The following is a 20188-nucleotide window of genomic DNA, read 5'->3' as shown; positions in this document are numbered from 1 at the left end:
TGTCGAAGATTTCACGACGTCCCGGATGGTTGCCAGACAGCGTGCAACTGCTGCGCGGGCCCGCGTGGCAAGCGCGGGAAAAAGGAGCCGGATGACCCGCAGCAATCCGTTGTGGCTGCTTCCTTCCGGATCTGACCAGGTTGGCGAACGCAAGCGTCCACCCGACTCCCGTCGCGGGCTATGCCGTTGGTCGGCAGCGTTGGCAAGGGCAATGCGAACCACTTGGCAATAGATGCGGCATGGACAGTGCTGCCACGCGACGATCCGCCTCTTTTCAGCGAAAATTGTCCGCGTAGGCCTGGATCTTCAACCGGCGCGGTGGCGTGGGCAGAACATGGGCCGCGATGGCGTATTTTTCGGCATAGGCAGTGGCCGCCTCGCAGGTTGCAAACTGCAGCTGTACCTGGGCCCGGGTATCGCCAGATCCTGCCCACCCCATCAAGGGATCGGGCTTCTTTGCCTCCGACGCTTCAAACTCCAGGATCCAATCGTCGGTGCGTGCCCGACCGGACTGCATGGCGCTTTTAGGGCGCTGATAGATGCGTGCTGCCATGGCTTTCGCGATTGGCGCATCACTGAGGTGAAATCAAGCCTGCTGGCCCCCTGTACGCCCTTTTTCGAAGGCGTTCCGGGTTTTGAGACTGGGCGCCTCCTCCCAGGGCCGTTCCGGCCAGCGATGGCGGGGATACCGACCTTTCATGTCGCGTCGTACATCGACCCAGCTGCCGCGCCAGAACCCCGGCAGGTCGGCGGTCGCCTGGATTGGCCGTCCGGCAGGGGAAGTAAGCTGCAGGAGCAGCGGTCGCGGCGGACTGCCCGACAGGGGGTGCAGGTCGAGGCCGAACAGCGCCTGCACCCGCAAGGTCACCTGCGGTCCACCAGGCGCTGCATAGTCGATCGGGTGCGATGATCCGGCAGGCGAGACAAACAGCGGCGGTGCCACTCGTTCGAGCGTCTGCCGCGCCGTCCAGTCCAGCCGCGCGTAGAGCGCATGGTGAATTGCCGACACGTCAAGATCGCCAAGGCTGCGGCTGCCGCCCACAAGCGGCAGGAGCCAGCACTCCGCTTCTGCCAGCAAAGTCGTCGGTGCCAGCTCTTCCAGACCTGCAAAATGCGCTCGCATCAACAGAGCCTGGGATGCAGTGCCGAGTGGGAGCGCATCAAGGCCCGCGCTGCGCAATTTCGCAACAAGCATGGCGGCAATGGCTTCTTGGTCAGGGTTCGGATCCGGCCCTTCGGCCAAGGTGATCGCGCCCAAGCGGCGTTGCACCCGCGCCTCGACCCGGCCCTCGTGCCACCGCAGGACAGACCGGCGGTCAATCCTCTGCGTAAGCCATTGTTCCACTGCCTTTGGTTCGAGCGGCGTGGCAGCCATGATCCGCGCCCCGCTGGCTTCTCCTTGGGCGGCCGTGACGCTCAGCCATTCGCTGCGTGCCAGCGCGGAAGCGGGATCGAGGCGCAGGCCACGCCCACCAGCGGTCAGCCAATATTCGCCCGAAGCGTCGCGCCGCCGCGCCACCTGCTTTGGAAAGGCTTGCGCAAGAAGGACGCCGCACGACGGCACTTCATGTGGCAGGGGTTTATCTGATGGAGACCTGTCGGGCACATTGGCAATCTGCTGGGCCAGTCTTGCCCATCCGGCTGCCAGAGCCCGTGCGGCATCCGCATGCGCGTCCGTGCTGCGGTTCCATTGCGCAAGCCGGACCGACAAATCATCGCTTGTGCCGCCCAGCCGCCGCTCCTGTACCAGCAGGGCGAGCCTTGCCGCAGTCTGCGATGCGCCATGACGGGCGCCGTACAGCACCATGGCTGCCAGCGGCGGTGCCAGTCCCATGCTTTCCAACTGCGTCCCATGAGGGGTCAATGCGTCATTTTCATCGATTGCACCCAGTGCCCGCAGCCCGGCGCGCGCGACCACCAGTGCAGCAGGTGACGGGGGATCGAGCCAACGCAGATCTTCTGCACGGGTGCCCCATTTTGCCAGGGTGAGCGTCATGGGCGCAAGGTCGGCGCCCAAGATCTCCGGCGGATCGAAGGATGGCATGCCACTGCTCGCCGCCTGCTCCCACAACCGGTAGCAGGTGCCCGCCCGCTGGCGGGCTGCCCGGCCAGCCCGCTGCGCCGCCGATGCCTGGCTGGCCCGGGTTGTCACCAGCCGCGTAAGCCCCGTTTCGGCATCGAACCTCGCCCGACGGGAAAGCCCTGCATCCACCACGATCGAGACGCCGTCCAGCGTCAGCGATGTTTCGGCGATGGCAGTGGCGAGTACTATCCGCCGCCTGCCCTGCTTGTCGCGGACGAGTGCGCGCCGCTGCTCTGCCGGTGCAACCTGACCGTGCAGCAGCAGCAGGGCAGCTTCGGGAAGCTGCGGTGCGAGGATCTCGTGCACGCGATCGATGTCGCGCACACCGGGCAGGAAAACGAGGATATCGCGCGATGGATCATCGGCAGTATCTGCCCAGGCCCTGCGTACCGCCCGCGCGACTCTGTGCTCCACCCGCTGATCCGCGCCGCCGCCGTCGTGAACAATGGCAAGGGGATGGGAACGGCCCTCGCTTTGCACCACCGCTGCATCGCCGAGCAGCTCGGCAAAGCGCGCGCCATCAATCGTTGCCGACATGATGAGGATGCGAAGATCCGGGCGAAGCACGCTCTGCGCTTCCAGCGCCAAAGCAAGACCCAGATCGCTGTCGAGATGACGTTCGTGCGCCTCATCGAAGAGCACTGCGCTTATCCCTGCCAGATCAGGATCGCTGGTGATGCGCGATACAAAGATTGCCTCTGTCATGACAATGATGCGGCTGACGGCAGACACCCGGCTATCCATGCGGGTCGCATAGCCGACCGTCTGCCCTGCCTGCTGCTGCATCTGTGCCGCCATGCGTTCGGCAGCGGCCCGGGCGGCAACCCGGCGCGGGCTGAGAAGGAGGATGGAGCCGCTGCACCAAGTCTCGTTCAGCAAGGCTGGAGCGATGCCGGTGGTCTTGCCGGCACCCGGCGGCGCGATCAACACCGCCTTGCCCCTTGCGCGCAAGGCCTCGGCAACTTGCCCGATGACGGCTTTTACAGGAAGTGGCGCGTCCGCCATGGCGAGTTCAGAAGCGGCGGGATACTGCGAATTGCACCGCCTCGATCATTGCGTCGCGAGCAGCATTGACAGGGAAGCCCGAGATCGCATCAATAGCCCGGTTGGCGAAGTGACGCGCACGTTCGCGCGTATCCCTGACCGCATCGTGCCTCGCAATCAGCGCGATGGCGTGAGCAAGATCATCGTCGTCCACGCTCCGGCCACGGATGGCTTCCTGCCAGAAGCTGCGTTCGGCTTCATTACCACGCGCGTAGGCAAGAATGACAGGCAAGGTCATCTTCCCGTCCCGGAAATCATCGCCCTTGTCCTTGCCGCTTTCACCGACTTCGGAATCATAGTCGATGGCATCATCTGCAAGCTGGAAGGCGATGCCCAGATTGCGGCCGTAATCGTCCAGTGCCTGTTCTACCTTGGGATCGCGTTCTGCCACCACAGCGGCAATCCGGCAGGCGGCAGCGAACAGGGCGGCGGTCTTCGCGCCGACAATGTGCAGGTACCGTTCCTCGCCCGTTTCGACCTGGCGCTGCGCGGTAAGTTGATCGACTTCGCCTTCTGCAATGATGGCACTGGCGCTGGAGAGGATCTTCAGAACCTTCAAACTGCCATCCTCCACCATCAGCTCGAAGCTGCGGGAAAAGAGGAAATCTCCGACGAGCACGGCTGCAGGATTGCCGAACACGACGTTTGCCGCCTGCTTGCCACGACGCATGTCCGAGCGGTCGACGACATCGTCGTGCAACAGCGTTGCTGTGTGAATGAATTCGACCGCCGCTGCCAGCTTGTGATGGCGCACCCCTTCATATTCCAGCAAGGCTGCACTTGCCAGCGTGAGCATGGGACGCATCCGCTTGCCTCCGCCTGCGATCAGATGGCCGGCAAGCGCAGGAATCAGCGGGATCTTGGATTGCATCCGGTCAAGGATGATCTGGTTCACGCCACCCATGCCATCGGCAGTCAGCGACAACATCGGCGTCAGGGTAGGAGCCTGCGCCGGTTCGCCTGGATACAGTCTATGCACGCTTGCACTCACGCTGGTTCGTTTGGGGGCGATGCGCACGCAACGCAAGGACAGAAGTTGGTCAGGTGCAGATTTATCAATCGTGCGCCAATTCGCTTTGCACGGCGGCATCCACGCCTGCTAGGCTGTTGTTCATGAACGCACAAGCGAACACAGATGAAAGCGCCCGCCCGCCCGAGGAGGTGCTTGCCGCCTTTCGCCGCAGCATCGACAATATCGACGCAGCGCTGGTGCACATGCTTGCCGAACGGTTCCGGATCACGCAGGCTGTCGGCAGGTTCAAGGCGCAGACAGCACTGCCGCCGGCCGATCCCGCGCGCGAGGAGCGGCAGATCGCACGGCTGCGCAATCTCGCCGCAGAAGCCGATCTTGATCCTGAATTCAGCGAAAAATTCTTGCGCTTCATCATTGACGAGGTGATTCGCCACCACGAAACTGCGCGCCTTCGCTGATCTCAGGCCGGGCGTGGCAGGCGCAATCGGGCAAGCAGGCCGCCAAGGTCCTCGCTTTCATGCAGGGTAACGCTGCCGCCATAAATTTCCGCTACGTCGCGCACGATGGCAAGCCCAAGGCCCGTTCCCGGCTTGTTGGTGTCGAGCCGCACCCCCCGGTCGAAAATGCGGGCACGCTCATTTTCGGCGATGCCAGCCCCGTCATCCTCGATCCAGATTTCGCACTGTTCGGCTTGCGGTCGCGCATCAAGCGTAACAAACACGCTGCCGCCACCATATTTGGCAGCATTCTCGATGAGATTGCCGAGCAGTTCGTCCAAATCCTGCCGTTCGACAGCCACGACGACGTGGTGCGCACCGCCAATGTCGAAGCGAACCTTGGGGTAGAGGCGTGCAACGGCTCTTTCCACACCTTCGGCAGACGCGCGGACTTCGGCCCGGGCCTGCCCACTTGCCCGACGGCCAACCGCGCGTGCACGCGCAAGGTGGTGATCGACCTGTCGGCGCATGACTGCCGTTTCGCGCTGCACCACTGCATCAAGGTCAGGCGCATGGGCAGCAGCCGCATTGTTGACCACGGTGAGCGGCGTCTTGAGTGCATGGGCAAGGTTGCCGGCATGGGTGCGCGCCTCCTCGGCCTGTCGTTCGGAATGAGCAAGCAGCGCATTCAGTTCGTCGACCATGGGTTGCACCTCGAGCGGCAGCGGTTCGTCCACGCGGGCTGCACCGCTGACGCGGATGCGCTGAATTGCGCGGCGTACGCCCCGTAGCGGGGACAATCCCAGCCAGGTTTGCATGGCGGCCATGAGAACAAGCCCGACACCCAGAATTGCAAAGCTGTAAACGAGGATCGAGCGGATCCGCGCGATCTGCACATCGAGTTCGCCGCGTGATGCAGCGACCGTGAACCACCAGACCGTATCACTGTCCGGCAGAATGATAGGCCGCTGCATGACCCGCAACGGCTCGCCGACAAATTCGAAGCTGTCATAGACAACGGGATTCATGTGACCGGCCGCCTGCACCTTCAGCGTGCGATCCCACAAGGAGCGGGAAGGGAAATCGTCGTGACCCTTGCCGGCAATCTGCCAGTAAAGTCCGCTGTTGGGTTCCAGAAAACGCTGATCGCCCAATGGCCGGGAAAAGAACACCTCCCCGCCAGGACCGATCTCGGCAGATGCCACCATGGCGGTCAGCATGTATTCGAGCTGTTCATCGAAATTGCGAGTGACAAGGCTGCTCAAGGTGCGATCGAGCGCCACTCCGCCTGCAAGCAGGAGAATGAAGATCCAAGCAAATGCAATCAGCATCATGCGGCGGGACAATGACCCCGTATGGCCGCGGGGGGGCATTGTCTGCTGTTCTGGCTGCTGCTCTGCGGATGGCGCGACCGGTTCCTTGAACCCGCGATCCCTGTAATCGCCCAGCCGTGCTGCACGAACGCTGGCATTGCTGCTGTCCCGAGCAGCGGCTGCCAGCGCTGGCATGTCAGCCGCGCGGCGCGTCAGCGGGATCATCAAGGCTGTAGCCAAGTCCGCGGATGGTGGTGATGACATCGGATCCCAGCTTCTTCCTGATCCGGGTGACGAAAACCTCGATTGTATTGGAATCTCGATCGAAATCCTGATCGTAGATATGTTCGATCAGTTCTGTGCGGCTGACGACCTTGCCCTTGTGATGCATGAGATAGGAGAGCAGCTTGTATTCCTGCGCGGTGAGCTTCACCGGCTCGCCATCGAGTGTTACCCGGCCCGAACGGGTGTCCAGCCGCACTTCTCCGGCGACAAGTTCCGATGTGGCATTGCCCGTCGAGCGGCGGATGAGCGCCCGCAACCGTGCGATCAGCTCTTCTGTCTGAAACGGCTTGGCAAGGTAGTCGTCGGCCCCTGCGTCAAGTCCGGCTACCTTGTCTGACCAGCTGTCGCGGGCAGTCAGCACGAGCACGGGGAAGGTCTTGCCGTCGCGGCGCCACATGTTGAGCACCGTAAGCCCATCGATCTCTGGCAAGCCAAGGTCAAGAATGACCGCATCATACTCCTCTGTCGTGCCAAGAAAATGGCCATCCTCGCCATCGGCGGAAAGATCGACGGCATAACCGGTCTGTTCCAGAGTTGTCTTGAGCTGCTGACCAAGCGTGGGTTCATCCTCCACAATCAATATGCGCATTCAAGATCCCCCTTCATGGCAACGCACCCACGCCGCTTCTGGCGGAAAGAACGGACGACATCGGGTAAAGGTCCGACCGACTGCCTGTACGGCCTTTTCCATGGCTAAAAGCGAACGCAACTGGCCATCACGATCATCCACTCCGAAGAGTGACCGAGGAAAAGCAGGAACAGCCTCGGCCGGGCCGCTCACATCACCTCAAGACGTTGATGATGCGTCCGGTCCGGGCATCCACATCCACAAACACCACCCGGCCATCCTTAATGAACTTGAGCCGGTAAGTGCTGGCCACAAACTCGTCCATGCCCAGATAATCCATGTCGCGCATGCGAGGCAGCACGCGCGATTCTATCTGACGCAAGGTCTGCACGTTGCCCGCGCGCAATTCCCGCCTTGCCTCCACCTGCCCGTCACGCTGGTTGGGATCGGCAGATGCCGGCACCGAAAATCCGGTCGCGGTCAACCCGCCGACACAGATCGCCAGCAAGGCAAGAACAAGATTGTTGTCGAGGCGAGGCATAATGGCAGTCTGCCTGACACCCGCCCATTGAACAAGGTCTGAATGATCAGCGGGTCATCTCGAACTTTACCGTCAGATTGACCGCAGTGCCTACCTGACCCGGCTTGACGGGCGTGCTGACTGCATCACGCGGCGCGCTTAGCATTGCTTCCTGCATGGGCATGGGCCGGGCGCTGTGCATTATTTCCTGAACGGCCAGCAACCGCACGCCGGCATAGCCTGCCATGCGGGCAAATTCCTGTGCGCGCGCCTGTGCAGTCTCGAACGCCTTGCTTCGTGCCTGTGCCTGGGCCGGTGCAGGGTCCTGCAAGCCGAAGTCGGGGCCGGACAGATTGGTTGCTCCTGCCTCGACTAGTGTGTCAAGAACCCGACCAATAGGGGCAATGTCGGTCAGTTCGACGCGGACCGTGTTGCTGGCGTCATAGCCGAGGAACTTCGGCGGATCGTCATTACGATAATCGTAGCGCGGGTTGAGTGTGACACCCGTGGTCTGGATCTTGCGATCGGGGATGCCGAGTGCGGCAATCCTGCCGATGACCTGCTGCATGGCCTGTGCATTCTGCTGCATCGCCGCGGTCGCGGTGGGCGCGCGTGTAGTGACCCCTGCGCTGATAGTGGCCATGTCGGGGTCGGCAAGCACGGTCTGGCTGACGGCAAGCTCGATTGCCGGTCCGGCGACCTGCACCTGCACCTCGGCGGCGTGGGCAGGTACGGACAGACCGGCTGGCAACATCAGTACGGCCAACAGTGCGGCGCGTTGCCGGACGGAAACGGAATGCAAGGCGGAGGCGCGCATAGGGACAATTTCTCCATCAGTGATGCTTGTGCACATACGCATGCATCATGTCTGCTTCTCCATGGCTTGCGCAAGCTTAACCTCGTCCTTACGTGCGGCCTTATGGCACAGGCACCGATCTTGAGCTGGGACGGGCTTGGCCTTCAGCAGGGCGGCGGATGGCTGTTTGGCGGACCGGGCACTGATGGCCTCGACCTCCATGTCGGACCACGCGACCGACTGGCGTTGATCGGACGAAACGGAGCGGGCAAGACGACGCTGCTCAAACTGGTGGCCGGCACGCTTGAGGCTGATCGCGGCAAGCGGGTGATGCAGCCGGGGACGAACATCGTCTTGCTGCAGCAGGAGCATGATTTTACGCCTTATCGCTCGCTGATGGATTTTGCGCTCCATGGCGATGCTGCCCCTGCCCGCCATGAGGTCGAAACGATTGCCGGCCAGCTTGGCATCGACATGGAGCGCGATGCGCAAAGTGCCAGTGGCGGCGAGCGGCGCCGGGCGGCAATCGCACGCGCACTTGCGCTAGATCCTGACCTCCTGCTGCTGGACGAGCCGACCAATCATCTCGATCTTGCGGCCATCAAATGGCTGGAAGATTGGCTGGGCCGTTTCAGAGGTGCGTTCATCGCGATCAGCCATGACCGCACTTTCCTGACCCGGCTCACGCGCGCCACGCTCTGGCTTGATCGCAAGGTTCTGCGACGCAAGGAAGTGGGGTTCGGCGGCTATGAAGCGTGGGAGGAGCAGGTCCAGACCGAAGACACCCGCGCGACGCAGAAGCTGGACGCAAGGCTGAAGCTGGAAGCGCACTGGCTGGAGCGCGGCGTCACAGGGCGTCGCAAGCGCAACCAGGGTCGGCTTGAAAAGCTGTATGAAATGCGCGCCGCCCGTGCCGCAATGATCTCGACGCAGGGAACTGCGCGCCTCGCGATCACAAGCGACGACGTGAAAACCAAGGCAGTCATCACGGCCGAAGGGGTAAGCAAATATTTCGGCGAGGGAGAGGCCCGACGCACGATCATCCGCAATTTCGATCTTCGCATCCAGCGCGGCGACCGGATCGGCATTGTAGGCGCCAACGGCACGGGCAAGACCACTTTGCTCAAAATGCTGACCGGTGAGTTGGCACCTGACGAAGGCAAGGTCACGCTGGCCAACAGCCTCTCCTGCGTCCTTATCGATCAGCAGCGCAGCCTTCTTTCCGATGAAAAGCGCCTGCGCGACGTGCTGGCTGAAGGCGGTGACTGGATTGATGTGCGCGGCGTGCGCAAACATGTTCAGGGATATCTGAAGGAGTTCCTGTTCGACCCGGGGCTTGCCGATGCGCGTGTGGGCACCCTGTCAGGAGGTGAGCAGTCGCGGCTGTTGCTGGCGCGGGAGTTTGCGCGCTCTTCCAATCTGCTGGTCCTTGATGAACCTACCAATGATCTGGACCTGGAAACTCTTGACCTTCTTCAGGAGGTGATTGCCGATTATGATGGCACTGTCCTGCTGGTCAGCCATGACCGCGACTTTCTTGATCGGACTGTCACGATGACGCTGGGTCTCGACGGCAGCGGCATGGTCGATATTGTTGCAGGTGGTTATGCTGACTGGGAGGCAAAGCGCATTCGTCGGGCAGGTTCCCCGACCCAGTCCGCTGCCGCCGCCACGCCTGCGTCGCACGCAAAGGCACCGGTAAGCGCAATCGCCTCCACGCGAACCAAGCTGTCATACAAGGACCAGCGTGACTACGATCTTCTGCCGCGGCAGGTCGAGATGCTGGAAGATGCGATAGCGCGCGATGAGGCGTCGCTCGCTGATCCTGACCTTTACACACGCGATCCGCAAGGTTTCGAAGTATTGACGGCTGCACTCGATGCCAAGCGGGCGCAGAAGGAAGCGGCCGAAGAACGGTGGCTGGAACTTGCCGAACAGGTGGAGGCGCTTGGCTGACGATCTGCGGCCAGATCGGATCAACCCTGTATGCGGTAATAGGCAGCAATCCGGTCCAGCGCGATTTTCAGGACAAGCTTGCCGCTCCTTGTGGGCCACGATAGCGCCTTTTCTGCGTCAATCAGGCTTTCTCCGGCGCACACCACTCGCCACAATATGTCTGACAGGTCCTGGCCTGCGGTATCAAGAGCAGCATGGAACCGGGTTTTTGCGGCAATCTGCCGCTCCGAAGGCGCAAGCCCGCCGTCGCCAGAGCCCTTGATGCGGACAGCATCCCAGCGCATCGTGACCGAAGGAGCCATTTGCGCCCGTTCATAATCGGACCGCAGCCGTTCGCCGGCGTCCAGCTGCCGATCGGATAAATGGCCGCGTGAGTGAAGCCAGGTAAGCGGCGATTCGCGAAGGTTCACACGGGCAGTTCGCGCGCCTGTTGCTGGTGTAGAACCGCCAGGGCGCGATCCTGCATTGGTCAGTTCGCGAATTGCGTAGTCACCCGTCATATCGCCGTTCCTTCTGCGCCGTAATGAGACGACGCTGGCGCAAGGCTGTCATTGTAGGAAAATAAAAACCTAAGCGCGGTAACATCGGGACAGGATGATTTTGAAATGATCAATCGCATTCGCGCCGTGCGGCAGGGTCAGGGCCTGACATTGGCGGAACTGGCCGAGCGTTGCTCGCCACCTACGACGGCCCAGACTGTCGGACGCCTTGAAACCGGCATGCGCACGCTTTCGATTGACTGGTTGAACAGGCTTGCCGGCGCGCTCGACGTCTCTCCGCAGATGTTGCTGTCGCATGTGGATGATGAACCTTCCATGGTGATAGCCGTGTTGGATGGAGCAGGCGCAGAGGCGCTGACGAGGACACGAGAGGCTATTGCGCCCACAAGCCTGATGGGAGGTCCGGCAATCAGCATGATCGAGGTAACAGGGAGTGTGGGCGAATACCGCACAGGAGACCAGATCTGGGTGCGCAAGGTGGCGCTGGAAGATGCAACCCGGGCGACCAATCGCGATGTTCTGGTGCCCAGAACAAGTGGCCGTTATGTGTTCGGCAGGCTGCTTGATCAGAATGCCACATCAATCTGTGTGTCGCCGCACGGCGTCGGCCAGGAGCCGATCACCATGCCGGCTCCACCGTGGATGGCAGTGGCAGTCCTGCTTACCCGGCCGCTTTGATCATACTGTAAGATATCATCAAGGTGCCGGGTCCCGCACCGCTTCAATCCTCAGCACGGCCGCACCTTGTGCTTGGCAATAGCTAACCGGCTGTCAAGCCTCTCCGCGGGCAATCCGCTCCTGTCGATCCATGGCGGTTTCTTTCGGCACGAAACTGTTGGCATCGACCTTCAGCCAGATCAGGATGGGCGCTGCCATGTAGATTGATGAATAGGTGCCGATGAAGATGCCAAGCGCTATCGCTGCTGCAAAACCGAAAGTCGCATCGGGACCAAGCGTCAACAGCGCAATCAGCACCATCAGTGTTGTCAGTGAGGTAACAACCGTCCGTGCCAAGGTTTCGTTTACCGAAAGATCCAGAAGTTCCTCCAGCGGCATCCGGCGAAACTTCTTCAGATTTTCCCTGATGCGGTCGTAAACGACGATGGTGTCATTCAAGGAATAGCCGATGATCGCGAGGATCGCGGCAACGATGTTGAGGTCGAATTCCAGCTGACTTATTGCGAAAAATCCCATGGTAAGGGACACGTCGTGCAGCAGGGACAGCAAAGCGCCTACACCGAACTGCCACTCAAATCGGACCCAGATATAAATGGCGATAGCGACCATTGCCGCCAATAAAGCCAGCATGCCTGTGTTGAACAGTTCATCCGACACTTTGCCCGAAACAGAGTCCACGCCATCGATCCGAACGTCAGGATAGGCCGTCTTCATTGCAGCGGTAATCTGCTGCGTCATGCGATCGGCAAGTACGATGACGTCGCTGCCATCCTCTGTAGCCTCTGGCAAACGCATCCGGATCGACACTTCGTTCGGCTGCCCGAACCTCTGGATGATTGGGTCGCCGAAATCCAGCGCACCGATTTCACGGCGCAGATCCGCCACTGGCGCATTCGCGCTCTGAGTAAAGGTTGCACGGATCATCTGACCGCCGACGAAATCTACTCCGAGATTCAGACCATTTACCGCCACCAGCGCCCAGCTTGCGATCACAAGGATCAGGGATACGACGTAAAACGGAACACGCAGGCGCAGAAAACTGATATTGGTGTCATCAGGGACGAGTTTCACAAGTTTCATATAGCCGCCCTTAAATCTGCAGCTCAGCGGGACGCCGCTTGCGCAGATAGCGCGCAACCCACATCCGGCTCAGCGTCACGGCAGTGAACACGGACGTGACGATACCGATGATGAGAACGATGGCAAAACCGCGAACCGGACCGGAGCCGAACAGAAACAGGAGGACGCCTGCGATGACATTGGTGATGTTGGCATCGAAGATTGCCCGCCGCGCTTCCCGGTACCCGACTTCGACGGATTGCAAGACCCGGCGGTTCCTGCGACGCTCCTCGCGGATACGTTCGTTAATCAGGACGTTTGCATCAACGGCAGTGCCGATCGTCAGGACGAACCCTGCAATACCCGGCAGCGTCAGGGTCGATCCCAGAACTGCCATGATCCCGAAGATCATCAGGACGTTGAGCACGATGGCGAAGTTGGCGTACACGCCGAAACGCCCATAGGTCACGACCATGAAAGCCATCACCGCGGCGCCGCCCACGATCAGGGCGAGCATGCCCTTGCGAATGGAATCTGCGCCAAGATCAGGGCCGACGGTACGCTCCTCCACGACCTGCAGGTCCACCGGAAGAGCGCCTGAGCGAAGAGAGATAGCCAACGCATTTGCCGTTTCTACAGTAAAACCGCCGCTGATCTGCGCAGTGCCGCCAAGAATGGGTTCGTTGATATTGGGAGCGGACAGAGCCTCTCCGTCCAGAATGATGGCGAACGGCTTGTTGACGTTCTGCGTTGTGAGTTGAGCAAAGCGCCTGCCACCCTCCTGATTGAAAGTGATGTTAACAACAGGTGCGCCGTTCTGGTCATAGCCCTGCCTTGCGTCGGTCAATTGATCGCCTTGGATCCCACCAAGTCTCTTGACCGCGATCTGCCCCTGTTGATTGGCGCCAGGAGCGAAATTGAGCAACTGGCTTCCGGGCGGAGCAATCCCTTGCGTCAGATCAGAAGGTGCTGCGGACTGATCCACCAGCTTGAATTCCAGCTTGGCGGTTTGGCCAAGAAGATCCTTCAAGGCCTGAGGATCACGCAAACCGGGCACCTGCACCACGATACGGTCGCTGCCCTGCCGAATGATGGTTGGCTCTCGCGTGCCAAGTTCATCAATCCGACGGCGGACCACGTCAGTTGCTGTGTCCATCGCCAGTTCAATGGATTGTTCAAGACCTTGGTCAGTTGGCGCCAGGATGATGCGCGTTCCGTCAGCGACACGAATTGTCCAGTCGCGCTGTCCAGTCAGCCCAACACCCTCTGTAAGCGGCAGAAGTGCTTCACGAGCCGCATCAATCTGCCCGCTATCTTCTACCATAAACGTAAGACGGCCTGCCGAACGGGAGATCTCGCCGGTTTGAACCTGTGGCGACGTGTCGCGCAAAACCCGTCGCACGTCTTCTTCCATCGATTCGAGCCGCTGCGCGCGGACTTGCTCGACATCGGCTTCAAGAAGGATGTGGCTGCCGCCGGCCAGATCAAGCCCAAGGTTTACCTCCGGGTCAGGAAGCCAATTCGGCCAATTGCCGCCTGCCAGCGATACCAGAGAAGGTAAGGCAAAGAACACGCCAAGAACGGTGATCGTGATCAGCCAGATGACTTTCCAGCGGGGAAAATCGAGCATTGATTATCTCAGTCGTTTGCCGGCAGATTGCCGTTAGCTGGCAGAACGTCACCGATCGTTTGACGCACAGCTTTGACCCGAACATTCTGGGCAAGTTCAATCTCGACAAACTGATCATCAAGCTTCACGATCTTGCCAACCAGACCACCTGCGGTAACCACCCGATCGTTTTTCTTGAGGCCTGCAATCTTTGCCTGATGCGCCTTCTGCCTCTTCATCTGAGGACGAAAAACCAGAAACCAGAAAATCAGGCCCATCGCAACAAGCAGCAGCAGGTTCATGATTGCAGGAGGGCCGCTCGCAACTGGTGCTGCGGCAAGAAGTACTTCCGGGCTGTTCATATAGGAAAATTACCAGCTTGGAGAGAAAAATCGTCAATCGATGCTGCTGTTCGGCAGACTTCATGTCGGAGGCGATTAGCAGCAATGCCGAACCGTGGCAACAAATGAGGCATTACACATGCCTGGGTTCGAACCGCTCAAATTGACAACGCTGTTCGGCTTGCCAAGCGTCATGTGCAAACCTATAGGTCCGGCATGGTCGGGACGTAGCGCAGCCTGGTAGCGCATCACACTGGGGGTGTGGGGGTCGGAGGTTCGAATCCTCTCGTCCCGACCAGTGGACAAGGATTTAGCTCACGATCCCCCGAACTTTGCTGAGCATTTTTGGTCCGGTGGTGCCCAGTGGTGCAATCCACAGCAATAGCGTAATGCGCGTTGCATTGCGGATGCACACAATCTGCGGTCTGAAATTGTAACCGCGCTCTGGCGACACAGCTTCGCCGCCAGAAAGCAGGAACAGCTCTCCCTCAGACATTTGAAATCATGCAGGTGAGGGACGGGTTCGTGGCGTTCCTGAAGAAGCTTACCGGAGCCGCCTTCGATGCAATCATTTGGTCAGATGTGACGGAAAAATGCAGGCCGCCGCCCGAGCAGGCGCGGGGGACAATGGAACCTTGCAATTGCCCGTAGCGGGTCAATTGGCTGGTGCCTGCTCGCTATCGCAATCGCTTTCGCGCCAGAGTACCACGCCCCTGTTATCACCGCCCTGATCTTTGATAGCGTTGCATTCTTCTGGTCCAACAATCAGTCCAGGCAGCGGACTGAGCCCCAGATCGAATATCTGAACCGGCCAGCTGAGCAACGATTGCTCGTCAGTATTCTTCCGCTCTCACTTCTTCCGGAGAGTCGGCCAAATCCGAAAGCAGCGACGCCGCCTGAATTGACGAACCGATCAACCGCACGAGATTGGCGCAGTTGGCCAAGAACTCGACGGAAAATCCTGCGGCGAACAGCGGATGAGAGAGCTCAGGCCGGGAGATGATTGCGCTGTCGCGCCGGATGCGTTGCCCAACGGGAGAATACTCGGTGTGCGAGAGCTTCTTAGCGTTGAGAACTGCGCTTCGACGTGAGCGCGAGCCGTTCCATAAGCAGGTGCATCTGTTCTCGAACGGCAAGGGGGAAGCTGGGCGGGCGCCTTTTTCACGTCGATCTTCCAATCCAAATTCATTGTGTTTGGAATGTCGACACCCATGCGGCACAGCTATGACAGTTCGGTCTACCTCGCCTTACTGAGCGAGTTGCCCGCGGAGATGTGAGCCTTCCACCATGCGTCCGGATCTCCGGATTGCCCAAAAGCAACTTCCCGAACGGCAGCTGGAAATAAAGGTAGAGCGCGAGCACCACCTCCTCATCGCTCCAGCGATTCCGCGCGGTGCCTTCCAATGCCATGACAAAGGTTTGGGCAGAGTGCCGCGCGGTGCAAGCAAGGCTGGTATTGCGGCCTGTTTCTCCATCGGTCTGGCGGCTTCGTTTTGAGCACCCGCACTGCTTGGTGCAACGAGCCACCAACACGAAGGGAACATTCCGCAGCCTGCACGCGCCAAGCTCCCACACCCACTATTGCTCCCGAGCCCAAGGCTCCGGATTTCATCGCCGGCACGTCAGCAATCGCCGCGAGACAGCCTTCTGGACCAAGGTCGGAGCCGCCTGGTTCCACGATAACCGCAATGGTTGTCCCCTTCAATTCGAGGTCGTGCCGATTAAGGGCGGATCGCGTTGCGGACGCCTCTTGATGATGAGACCGAGCAGCCAGCCCGGCGCCTATCGGTCGTTGATGCCGATGGCCTAGCACTACTTTGGCAGATTTTCTGTGGTGGTTTTATTGCAGTGGGGGCAACGCATCGGCGGTGGTTGTGCCAGCGCTGTCAGGATGGCCTGTCGCACTGCAGGCAGGGTTGGCTGAGGTGGTGGTCCGGCGGTTCTTTTTTCCCTTTGGCCTGCTTGAGACCGCGGGATTGCAGGAAGGCAAGAGCCATCATAGCCATCAGGCAATGTCGGTGGAGGCCTCGCGAGGATCGTCCTTCAAAATGGTCCAGGCCGAGCTCTTCTTTCAATTGCTGGTGCGCCTGCTCACAGACCCAACGTCCCTTGATCGCTCCGGCGAGCTCTTTCAGGGTAGCGTCTGCAGGAAGGCTGGAGAGATAATGTTTACGCTCGCCGGTTGAGCGATGCTCACCGACAAGCCAGACTTCTTCGCCGGGCAGATGCTGTGCGCCTTTGTCGAGGATCCGCTGGACGGGACCATCGGCGACACGCACCCGCAGGGTGGCGAACCGGGCCCAAAGCGGGCCCTTAGTTCCGCGCCGCCAGCCAACCGTGCTCCACTTTGCCGTCTCCAGCATCGCCTTTGCCGATACTGATTTGACATAGGGTATGGCATTCTTGCAAGGACGACCGCGTCCGGCGACAGGAAAAATCATCGTCACATCGGCGGGATAGATCTTCTGCCTGTATGGGATACCCACCGCCCGGGTGAGGCGACGCTCGCTCAGGCCCTGCCGGAATGAAACAGAGAGCCATAACCGGCATCCGCCAAAACGCAGCCGAAGCGGATCCCGGCGGCGCGGATGCGATCGATCCTGGCCAATGCGATTTCGGGCTTGGTGATATAGTCCCTGCGGTTCTGCGGCACCCCGGCACGATCTAGCCGAGCCGGATTGCTGACCCAACTCTCGGGCATAAACAGCCGAAGCCCTGCCATGACCGGGACTTCGCGGGACGCCAGTGTCACGGATACCAGCGTCTGGCAGTTGGCGTTCTTGCCCAGCACCGTGGCATATTGCAGCGCAACGCCCACCGAACGCTTTTCCCTTCTGGGGCAAGGCCGTGTCATCGATGATTAGCCATGCATCCTTACCACCAACCATCCGGTCCGCCTCGGCAAGCAACGCTACTTCCAGCGGCTGCTCATTCCAGAGGCCGCTTGCTACAAAATGGTGCAGTTGATCATAGCTCGCTTCCAAGGTCCGTGACGCCATCGGCTGCACACTCTTGCGATCGCCAGGGCCAATCAGGCCAGCTATATAAGCGGGACACATCCGGGCCCGCGTCTTGTGCTGCAGCGCTGACGCAAACGGTTCAAGCCGAACCTCAAGATCGCGTCGCCAATCCTTTGCCATCACCAGCCTCCATAAAAGCTGGCTCCCTATGAATCAGCGAAACCTCGCGTTGGAAATCCCTAAAATTACAGATCTGCCAAAGTAGTGCTAGGCTCGGACACGCCTGTCAGCGCGCAGCGCACTAACCGATTATGAGGGGGAGCCTTGACGTGCGTTTGCTGACGATGGATTTGATCCCTCCGAAGCTTGCCCGTCCGAGATTGACTTACCGAAATCGTCTTCACGCAACCCTTGAGCCACAGGCGCGAGTAGCAGCGTCAAATGGCGTTCCTGATCGCGGTCGTCCCGCCTGCCGATATGCGAAAAACGGCAGATTTAGCTAATACGCTAATTCCAGCATAAGCTCGTCGGACGCCCCTCTACCGAGGCAGGCCTTCACGCCACCGTTGCCCTAGCCGGAACCCGGTCGAGCACCTCGATAGTTTTCAGTTCCAAACCTGGTGCAAGCTGCGCTTAGCGCAGCGTCATTGCAGAGCCAAAGTGGCTCAACGATTCGCTCATCGTGTTGAGATCGAATCCCCGCTGCGAAGCGGAAGTCAAAGTGGTAAGGCATGTCGTGCCACGGGCAAATGGTGATCTCGGCTTCCTTGAGCAACCCCCGCCAGGAGGTTGACCTAGCCGAACCGCTCGCCTGCCTCATCACAGAAAACCAACCCATCGGTCGTCACCTATGGCATCCGCCAAATGCGTAGGGGATCAAGGTTGCATGCCGGTTAACCGGATGTGCCGGGTTCGCTGACATTCGGCCATTGAGCTAGTCACCGTCAGAATACGCTTGTCGAGATCGATATTTGACCATGTCAGGTCGAACAGCTCGCCCCGTCAACAACCATTATTGAGCGACAGCAGCAAAATCGGGTTCAGGTGGGTCGATAAACGCTATGTTGCGTATCGTGGGCGGCATCACATAGCCGCGCTGGTCTCGCAATCTGTTGGCGCTATTGTGCTTTGCCCGGCAACGTTCCGCATAGGCACCGACCTCCTAACACAGACATATCTCCCCCGCCTCCGAGAGGTTGCGGACCTCGAGCATGGCAACAATCCGGGCCTTCTTCACCCGCGTCAGCGGGTTGGATGAGATCAACTTCCATTCGACCGTTCGGTTGAGGCAAGCCCTGATCAAGGCTATATCGCGGTTAATCATTTGATGATTTAAGTCGCAATCGGTTTCAGCCGCACGCCAGCACTCCAAATCAAGCCGGACGAGCTTGTCGAGCTTGCGATCACGCATCTGACCTTCAGTCGCGAAACGTTCTGCTTGTGTGCCCGCTGGTTGGCCGTGGTCTAGGTGAGGCAATCGCCGTCGAAAGATAGTAGGCACTTCTAGCGTGGGCTTATGCCCACAATTGGATCAATGATTTGAAAGTATCCTGCCAATATGGTTCGTGCCGCTTCGCGCGCTTCTGACGGGCTCGCCGGATCGCCCTGCTCAGCCAGACCGCTTGCCGCGTGCAAAGATTTGCAGTTGAATAACATAGCTTAGCAGGCGGCGTCTTTACGACAGCAGATGATGATAAAGTCGGCTGTTATATGGTGTGAGGCCTTCAAGGCAAGCCTGCAACCGGAATATTGACGCTTTTGCCACAAAAAAGGGGCCAGAAAATCCGGCCCCTTTTCATGTTGTCTATTGAACGTGTATTTACATGCCCGAACCCGGACCATAGGTGATTTCCACCCGACGGTTCTGCAGTTCACGAACACCATCGGCAGTTGGGACCCGCGGATTGGCTTCGCCAAATGCTTGGCCACTGATTGCCGTAGATGGAATATTCCGAGCCGACAAATACGAACGCACCGACTGGTTGCGACGTTCGGAAAGGCCGAGGTTGTACTGCACCGAACCGGAGCGGTCCGTGTAACCTGCAAGCATGATCGGAACGCGATTGCAGCTGCCGTATGCACTGATTGCACTATCGAGCACAGTCGCCGCTTCGGGAGTAATCTGCGAAGAATCCCAATCGAAGAACACGATGTACGGCCCAGTGTTGCACTCAGCAACGGAAGGTGGCGGCGGAGGCGGTGGCGCCACTGGCGGCGGTGGTGGCGGTGGCGGTGGCGGTGGCGGTGGCGGTGGCGGTGCAGCATCCGCTCCAAAGTTGAAGCTCAGAGTGCCAAGCAGCGAATGGGAAGTGAAATCCCCACCTGCATTACGGCCAAGACCATCGACGAAGTCTGCGCCATCAAGATTGAAGTAGCGGTACTTCAAACCCACATCGACCGTACGTGATAGCGGTGCGCGAACGCCGGCAATCGCCTGCCATGCAAACCGCGTATCGGAATCGTCCAGAAATCCTGGGCCACTCAGGTCAACATTTGCATCAACCTTGAGGCGGCCAACACCGGCGCCACCACCGACAAAGCCCTGAAGCCCGTCATCGGCACCGAAGTCTACCATGGCATTGGCCATGAACGAAAGCACTTCAGCCGAGCCATCAACTTGGTAGACACCGTCCGGAACGATGTTACCATTCGACCCGCCGGGCACAACGCCCGTCGAAGTCAGCTCGTCCATATCTGCCTTCTTGTACGATCCTTCGACCTCGAGGCGGAACGCTCCGAAATCATACCCGACAATACCGCCGAAGTCGCCACCATAGTCGAAATCAGCACTAGCAGTGCCGATGTTCACGTCATCATCATCAATGTTACGAACGTCAAAGTCCGTATCTTCTACAATCATGGCACCGCCATCGAGTTCGATGTACCAGGCACCATCCCGGGCAAGAGCGGGCGAAGCAATGGCTGTCGAAGCCATAGCCAACCCAATTACCAGTTTACGCATCAGCGTTTCCCCTTGATTTTACAATTATTGATAGAGGCCACGGCCCGGCTTCTACCGATTGTTAGATATCCACGCAAGCAAGTAAGATGTATTGAGCGTTGCAT

Annotated in this window: 17 protein-coding genes, 1 tRNA gene, 1 other RNA gene and 1 pseudogene; 4 read left to right on the top strand and 16 right to left on the bottom strand. The window is 59.7% G+C overall.

Annotated features, from left to right (window positions below; all coding sequences use genetic code 11):
• Positions 1-77: 77 nt before the first annotated feature.
• The 4 genes from ffs to RM533_RS10180 form a co-directional block, all read right to left on the bottom strand.
• An RNA gene (ffs, locus tag RM533_RS10195) (signal recognition particle sRNA small type) lies at positions 78-172 on the bottom strand.
• Positions 173-274: 102 nt separating this feature from the next.
• Positions 275-553, bottom strand: coding sequence for an ETC complex I subunit (locus RM533_RS10190; protein WP_311341130.1), 279 nt, complete (start codon positions 551-553; stop codon positions 275-277).
• A 33-nt stretch (positions 554-586) separates the two neighbouring features.
• Complete coding sequence (gene hrpB / locus RM533_RS10185; protein ID WP_311341129.1) at positions 587-3088, bottom strand: ATP-dependent helicase HrpB; 2502 nt, start codon at positions 3086-3088, stop codon at positions 587-589.
• A 7-nt stretch (positions 3089-3095) separates the two neighbouring features.
• Complete coding sequence (locus RM533_RS10180) at positions 3096-4055, bottom strand: polyprenyl synthetase family protein (RefSeq protein ID WP_432265060.1); 960 nt, start codon at positions 4053-4055, stop codon at positions 3096-3098.
• A gap of 185 nt (positions 4056-4240) precedes the next feature.
• On the opposite strand from RM533_RS10180, the gene RM533_RS10175 reads away from it, so the two are divergent.
• The gene (locus RM533_RS10175; protein ID WP_311341127.1) at positions 4241-4558 is read left to right on the top strand and encodes a chorismate mutase; all 318 of its coding nucleotides are present in this window, start codon (positions 4241-4243) and stop codon (positions 4556-4558) included.
• Between the two features lie 2 nt (positions 4559-4560).
• Here the strand turns inward: RM533_RS10175 and RM533_RS10170 are convergent, their stop codons facing one another.
• From RM533_RS10170 to RM533_RS10155, 4 genes are all read right to left on the bottom strand, one after another.
• Positions 4561-5910, bottom strand: a complete 1350-nt coding sequence (locus tag RM533_RS10170) for a sensor histidine kinase (protein ID WP_311341174.1) — start codon at positions 5908-5910, stop codon at positions 4561-4563.
• Positions 5911-6046: 136 nt separating this feature from the next.
• On the bottom strand, positions 6047-6724 hold the full coding sequence (locus RM533_RS10165) for a response regulator (RefSeq protein ID WP_311341126.1): 678 nt from the start codon (positions 6722-6724) through the stop codon (positions 6047-6049).
• Between the two features lie 193 nt (positions 6725-6917).
• On the bottom strand, positions 6918-7244 hold the full coding sequence (locus RM533_RS10160; RefSeq protein ID WP_311341125.1) for a PepSY domain-containing protein: 327 nt from the start codon (positions 7242-7244) through the stop codon (positions 6918-6920).
• Between the two features lie 46 nt (positions 7245-7290).
• The gene (locus tag RM533_RS10155; protein ID WP_311341124.1) at positions 7291-7989 is read right to left on the bottom strand and encodes an SIMPL domain-containing protein; all 699 of its coding nucleotides are present in this window, start codon (positions 7987-7989) and stop codon (positions 7291-7293) included.
• Positions 7990-8142: 153 nt separating this feature from the next.
• Between RM533_RS10155 and RM533_RS10150 the strand changes: the two genes are divergently transcribed.
• Positions 8143-9975, top strand: a complete 1833-nt coding sequence (locus tag RM533_RS10150) for an ABC-F family ATP-binding cassette domain-containing protein (protein ID WP_311341123.1) — start codon at positions 8143-8145, stop codon at positions 9973-9975.
• Between the two features lie 20 nt (positions 9976-9995).
• Here RM533_RS10150 and RM533_RS10145 read toward each other — a convergent pair whose 3' ends face one another.
• On the bottom strand, positions 9996-10475 hold the full coding sequence (locus RM533_RS10145; RefSeq protein WP_311341122.1) for a DUF6456 domain-containing protein: 480 nt from the start codon (positions 10473-10475) through the stop codon (positions 9996-9998).
• A gap of 105 nt (positions 10476-10580) precedes the next feature.
• On the opposite strand from RM533_RS10145, the gene RM533_RS10140 reads away from it, so the two are divergent.
• Positions 10581-11153, top strand: coding sequence for a helix-turn-helix domain-containing protein (locus RM533_RS10140; protein WP_311341121.1), 573 nt, complete (start codon positions 10581-10583; stop codon positions 11151-11153).
• Between the two features lie 93 nt (positions 11154-11246).
• Here the strand turns inward: RM533_RS10140 and secF are convergent, their stop codons facing one another.
• From secF to yajC, 3 genes are read right to left on the bottom strand one after another with little or no spacing between them, the layout of a single operon-like run.
• Complete coding sequence (gene secF, locus RM533_RS10135; protein WP_311341120.1) at positions 11247-12233, bottom strand: protein translocase subunit SecF; 987 nt, start codon at positions 12231-12233, stop codon at positions 11247-11249.
• 10 nt (positions 12234-12243) lie between these two features.
• Positions 12244-13842 carry a protein translocase subunit SecD gene (gene secD / locus RM533_RS10130; protein ID WP_311341119.1) on the bottom strand — a complete coding sequence of 533 codons (1599 nt, stop codon included), beginning with the start codon at positions 13840-13842 and terminating at the stop codon, positions 12244-12246.
• An 8-nt stretch (positions 13843-13850) separates the two neighbouring features.
• Positions 13851-14183, bottom strand: a complete 333-nt coding sequence (gene yajC / locus RM533_RS10125; RefSeq protein WP_311341118.1) for a preprotein translocase subunit YajC — start codon at positions 14181-14183, stop codon at positions 13851-13853.
• 200 nt (positions 14184-14383) lie between these two features.
• Here yajC and RM533_RS10120 point away from each other — a divergent pair.
• Positions 14384-14460: transfer RNA gene (locus RM533_RS10120), tRNA-Pro, on the top strand.
• Positions 14461-14995: 535 nt separating this feature from the next.
• On the opposite strand, the gene RM533_RS10115 is transcribed toward RM533_RS10120, so the two are convergent.
• From RM533_RS10115 to RM533_RS10100, 4 genes and pseudogenes are all read right to left on the bottom strand, one after another.
• Complete coding sequence (locus RM533_RS10115) at positions 14996-15340, bottom strand: hypothetical protein (protein ID WP_311341117.1); 345 nt, start codon at positions 15338-15340, stop codon at positions 14996-14998.
• Positions 15341-16002: 662 nt separating this feature from the next.
• Positions 16003-17302 (bottom strand): annotated as a pseudogene (locus RM533_RS10110) (IS701 family transposase).
• A gap of 982 nt (positions 17303-18284) precedes the next feature.
• Positions 18285-18533, bottom strand: coding sequence for a hypothetical protein (locus RM533_RS10105; protein ID WP_311341116.1), 249 nt, complete (start codon positions 18531-18533; stop codon positions 18285-18287).
• 408 nt (positions 18534-18941) lie between these two features.
• A complete protein-coding gene (locus RM533_RS10100) occupies positions 18942-20084 on the bottom strand; it encodes an OmpA family protein (RefSeq protein ID WP_311341115.1) in 1143 nt (380 codons plus the stop codon).
• Positions 20085-20188 lie beyond the last annotated feature (104 nt).

It is taken from the genome of Croceicoccus esteveae, assembly GCF_031846435.1.
In the GTDB taxonomy this organism is placed as follows: domain Bacteria; phylum Pseudomonadota; class Alphaproteobacteria; order Sphingomonadales; family Sphingomonadaceae; genus Croceicoccus; species Croceicoccus esteveae.
The sequence above is the reverse complement of the archived record's forward strand: the minus strand, read 5'-3'. Positions and strand labels throughout refer to the sequence as shown.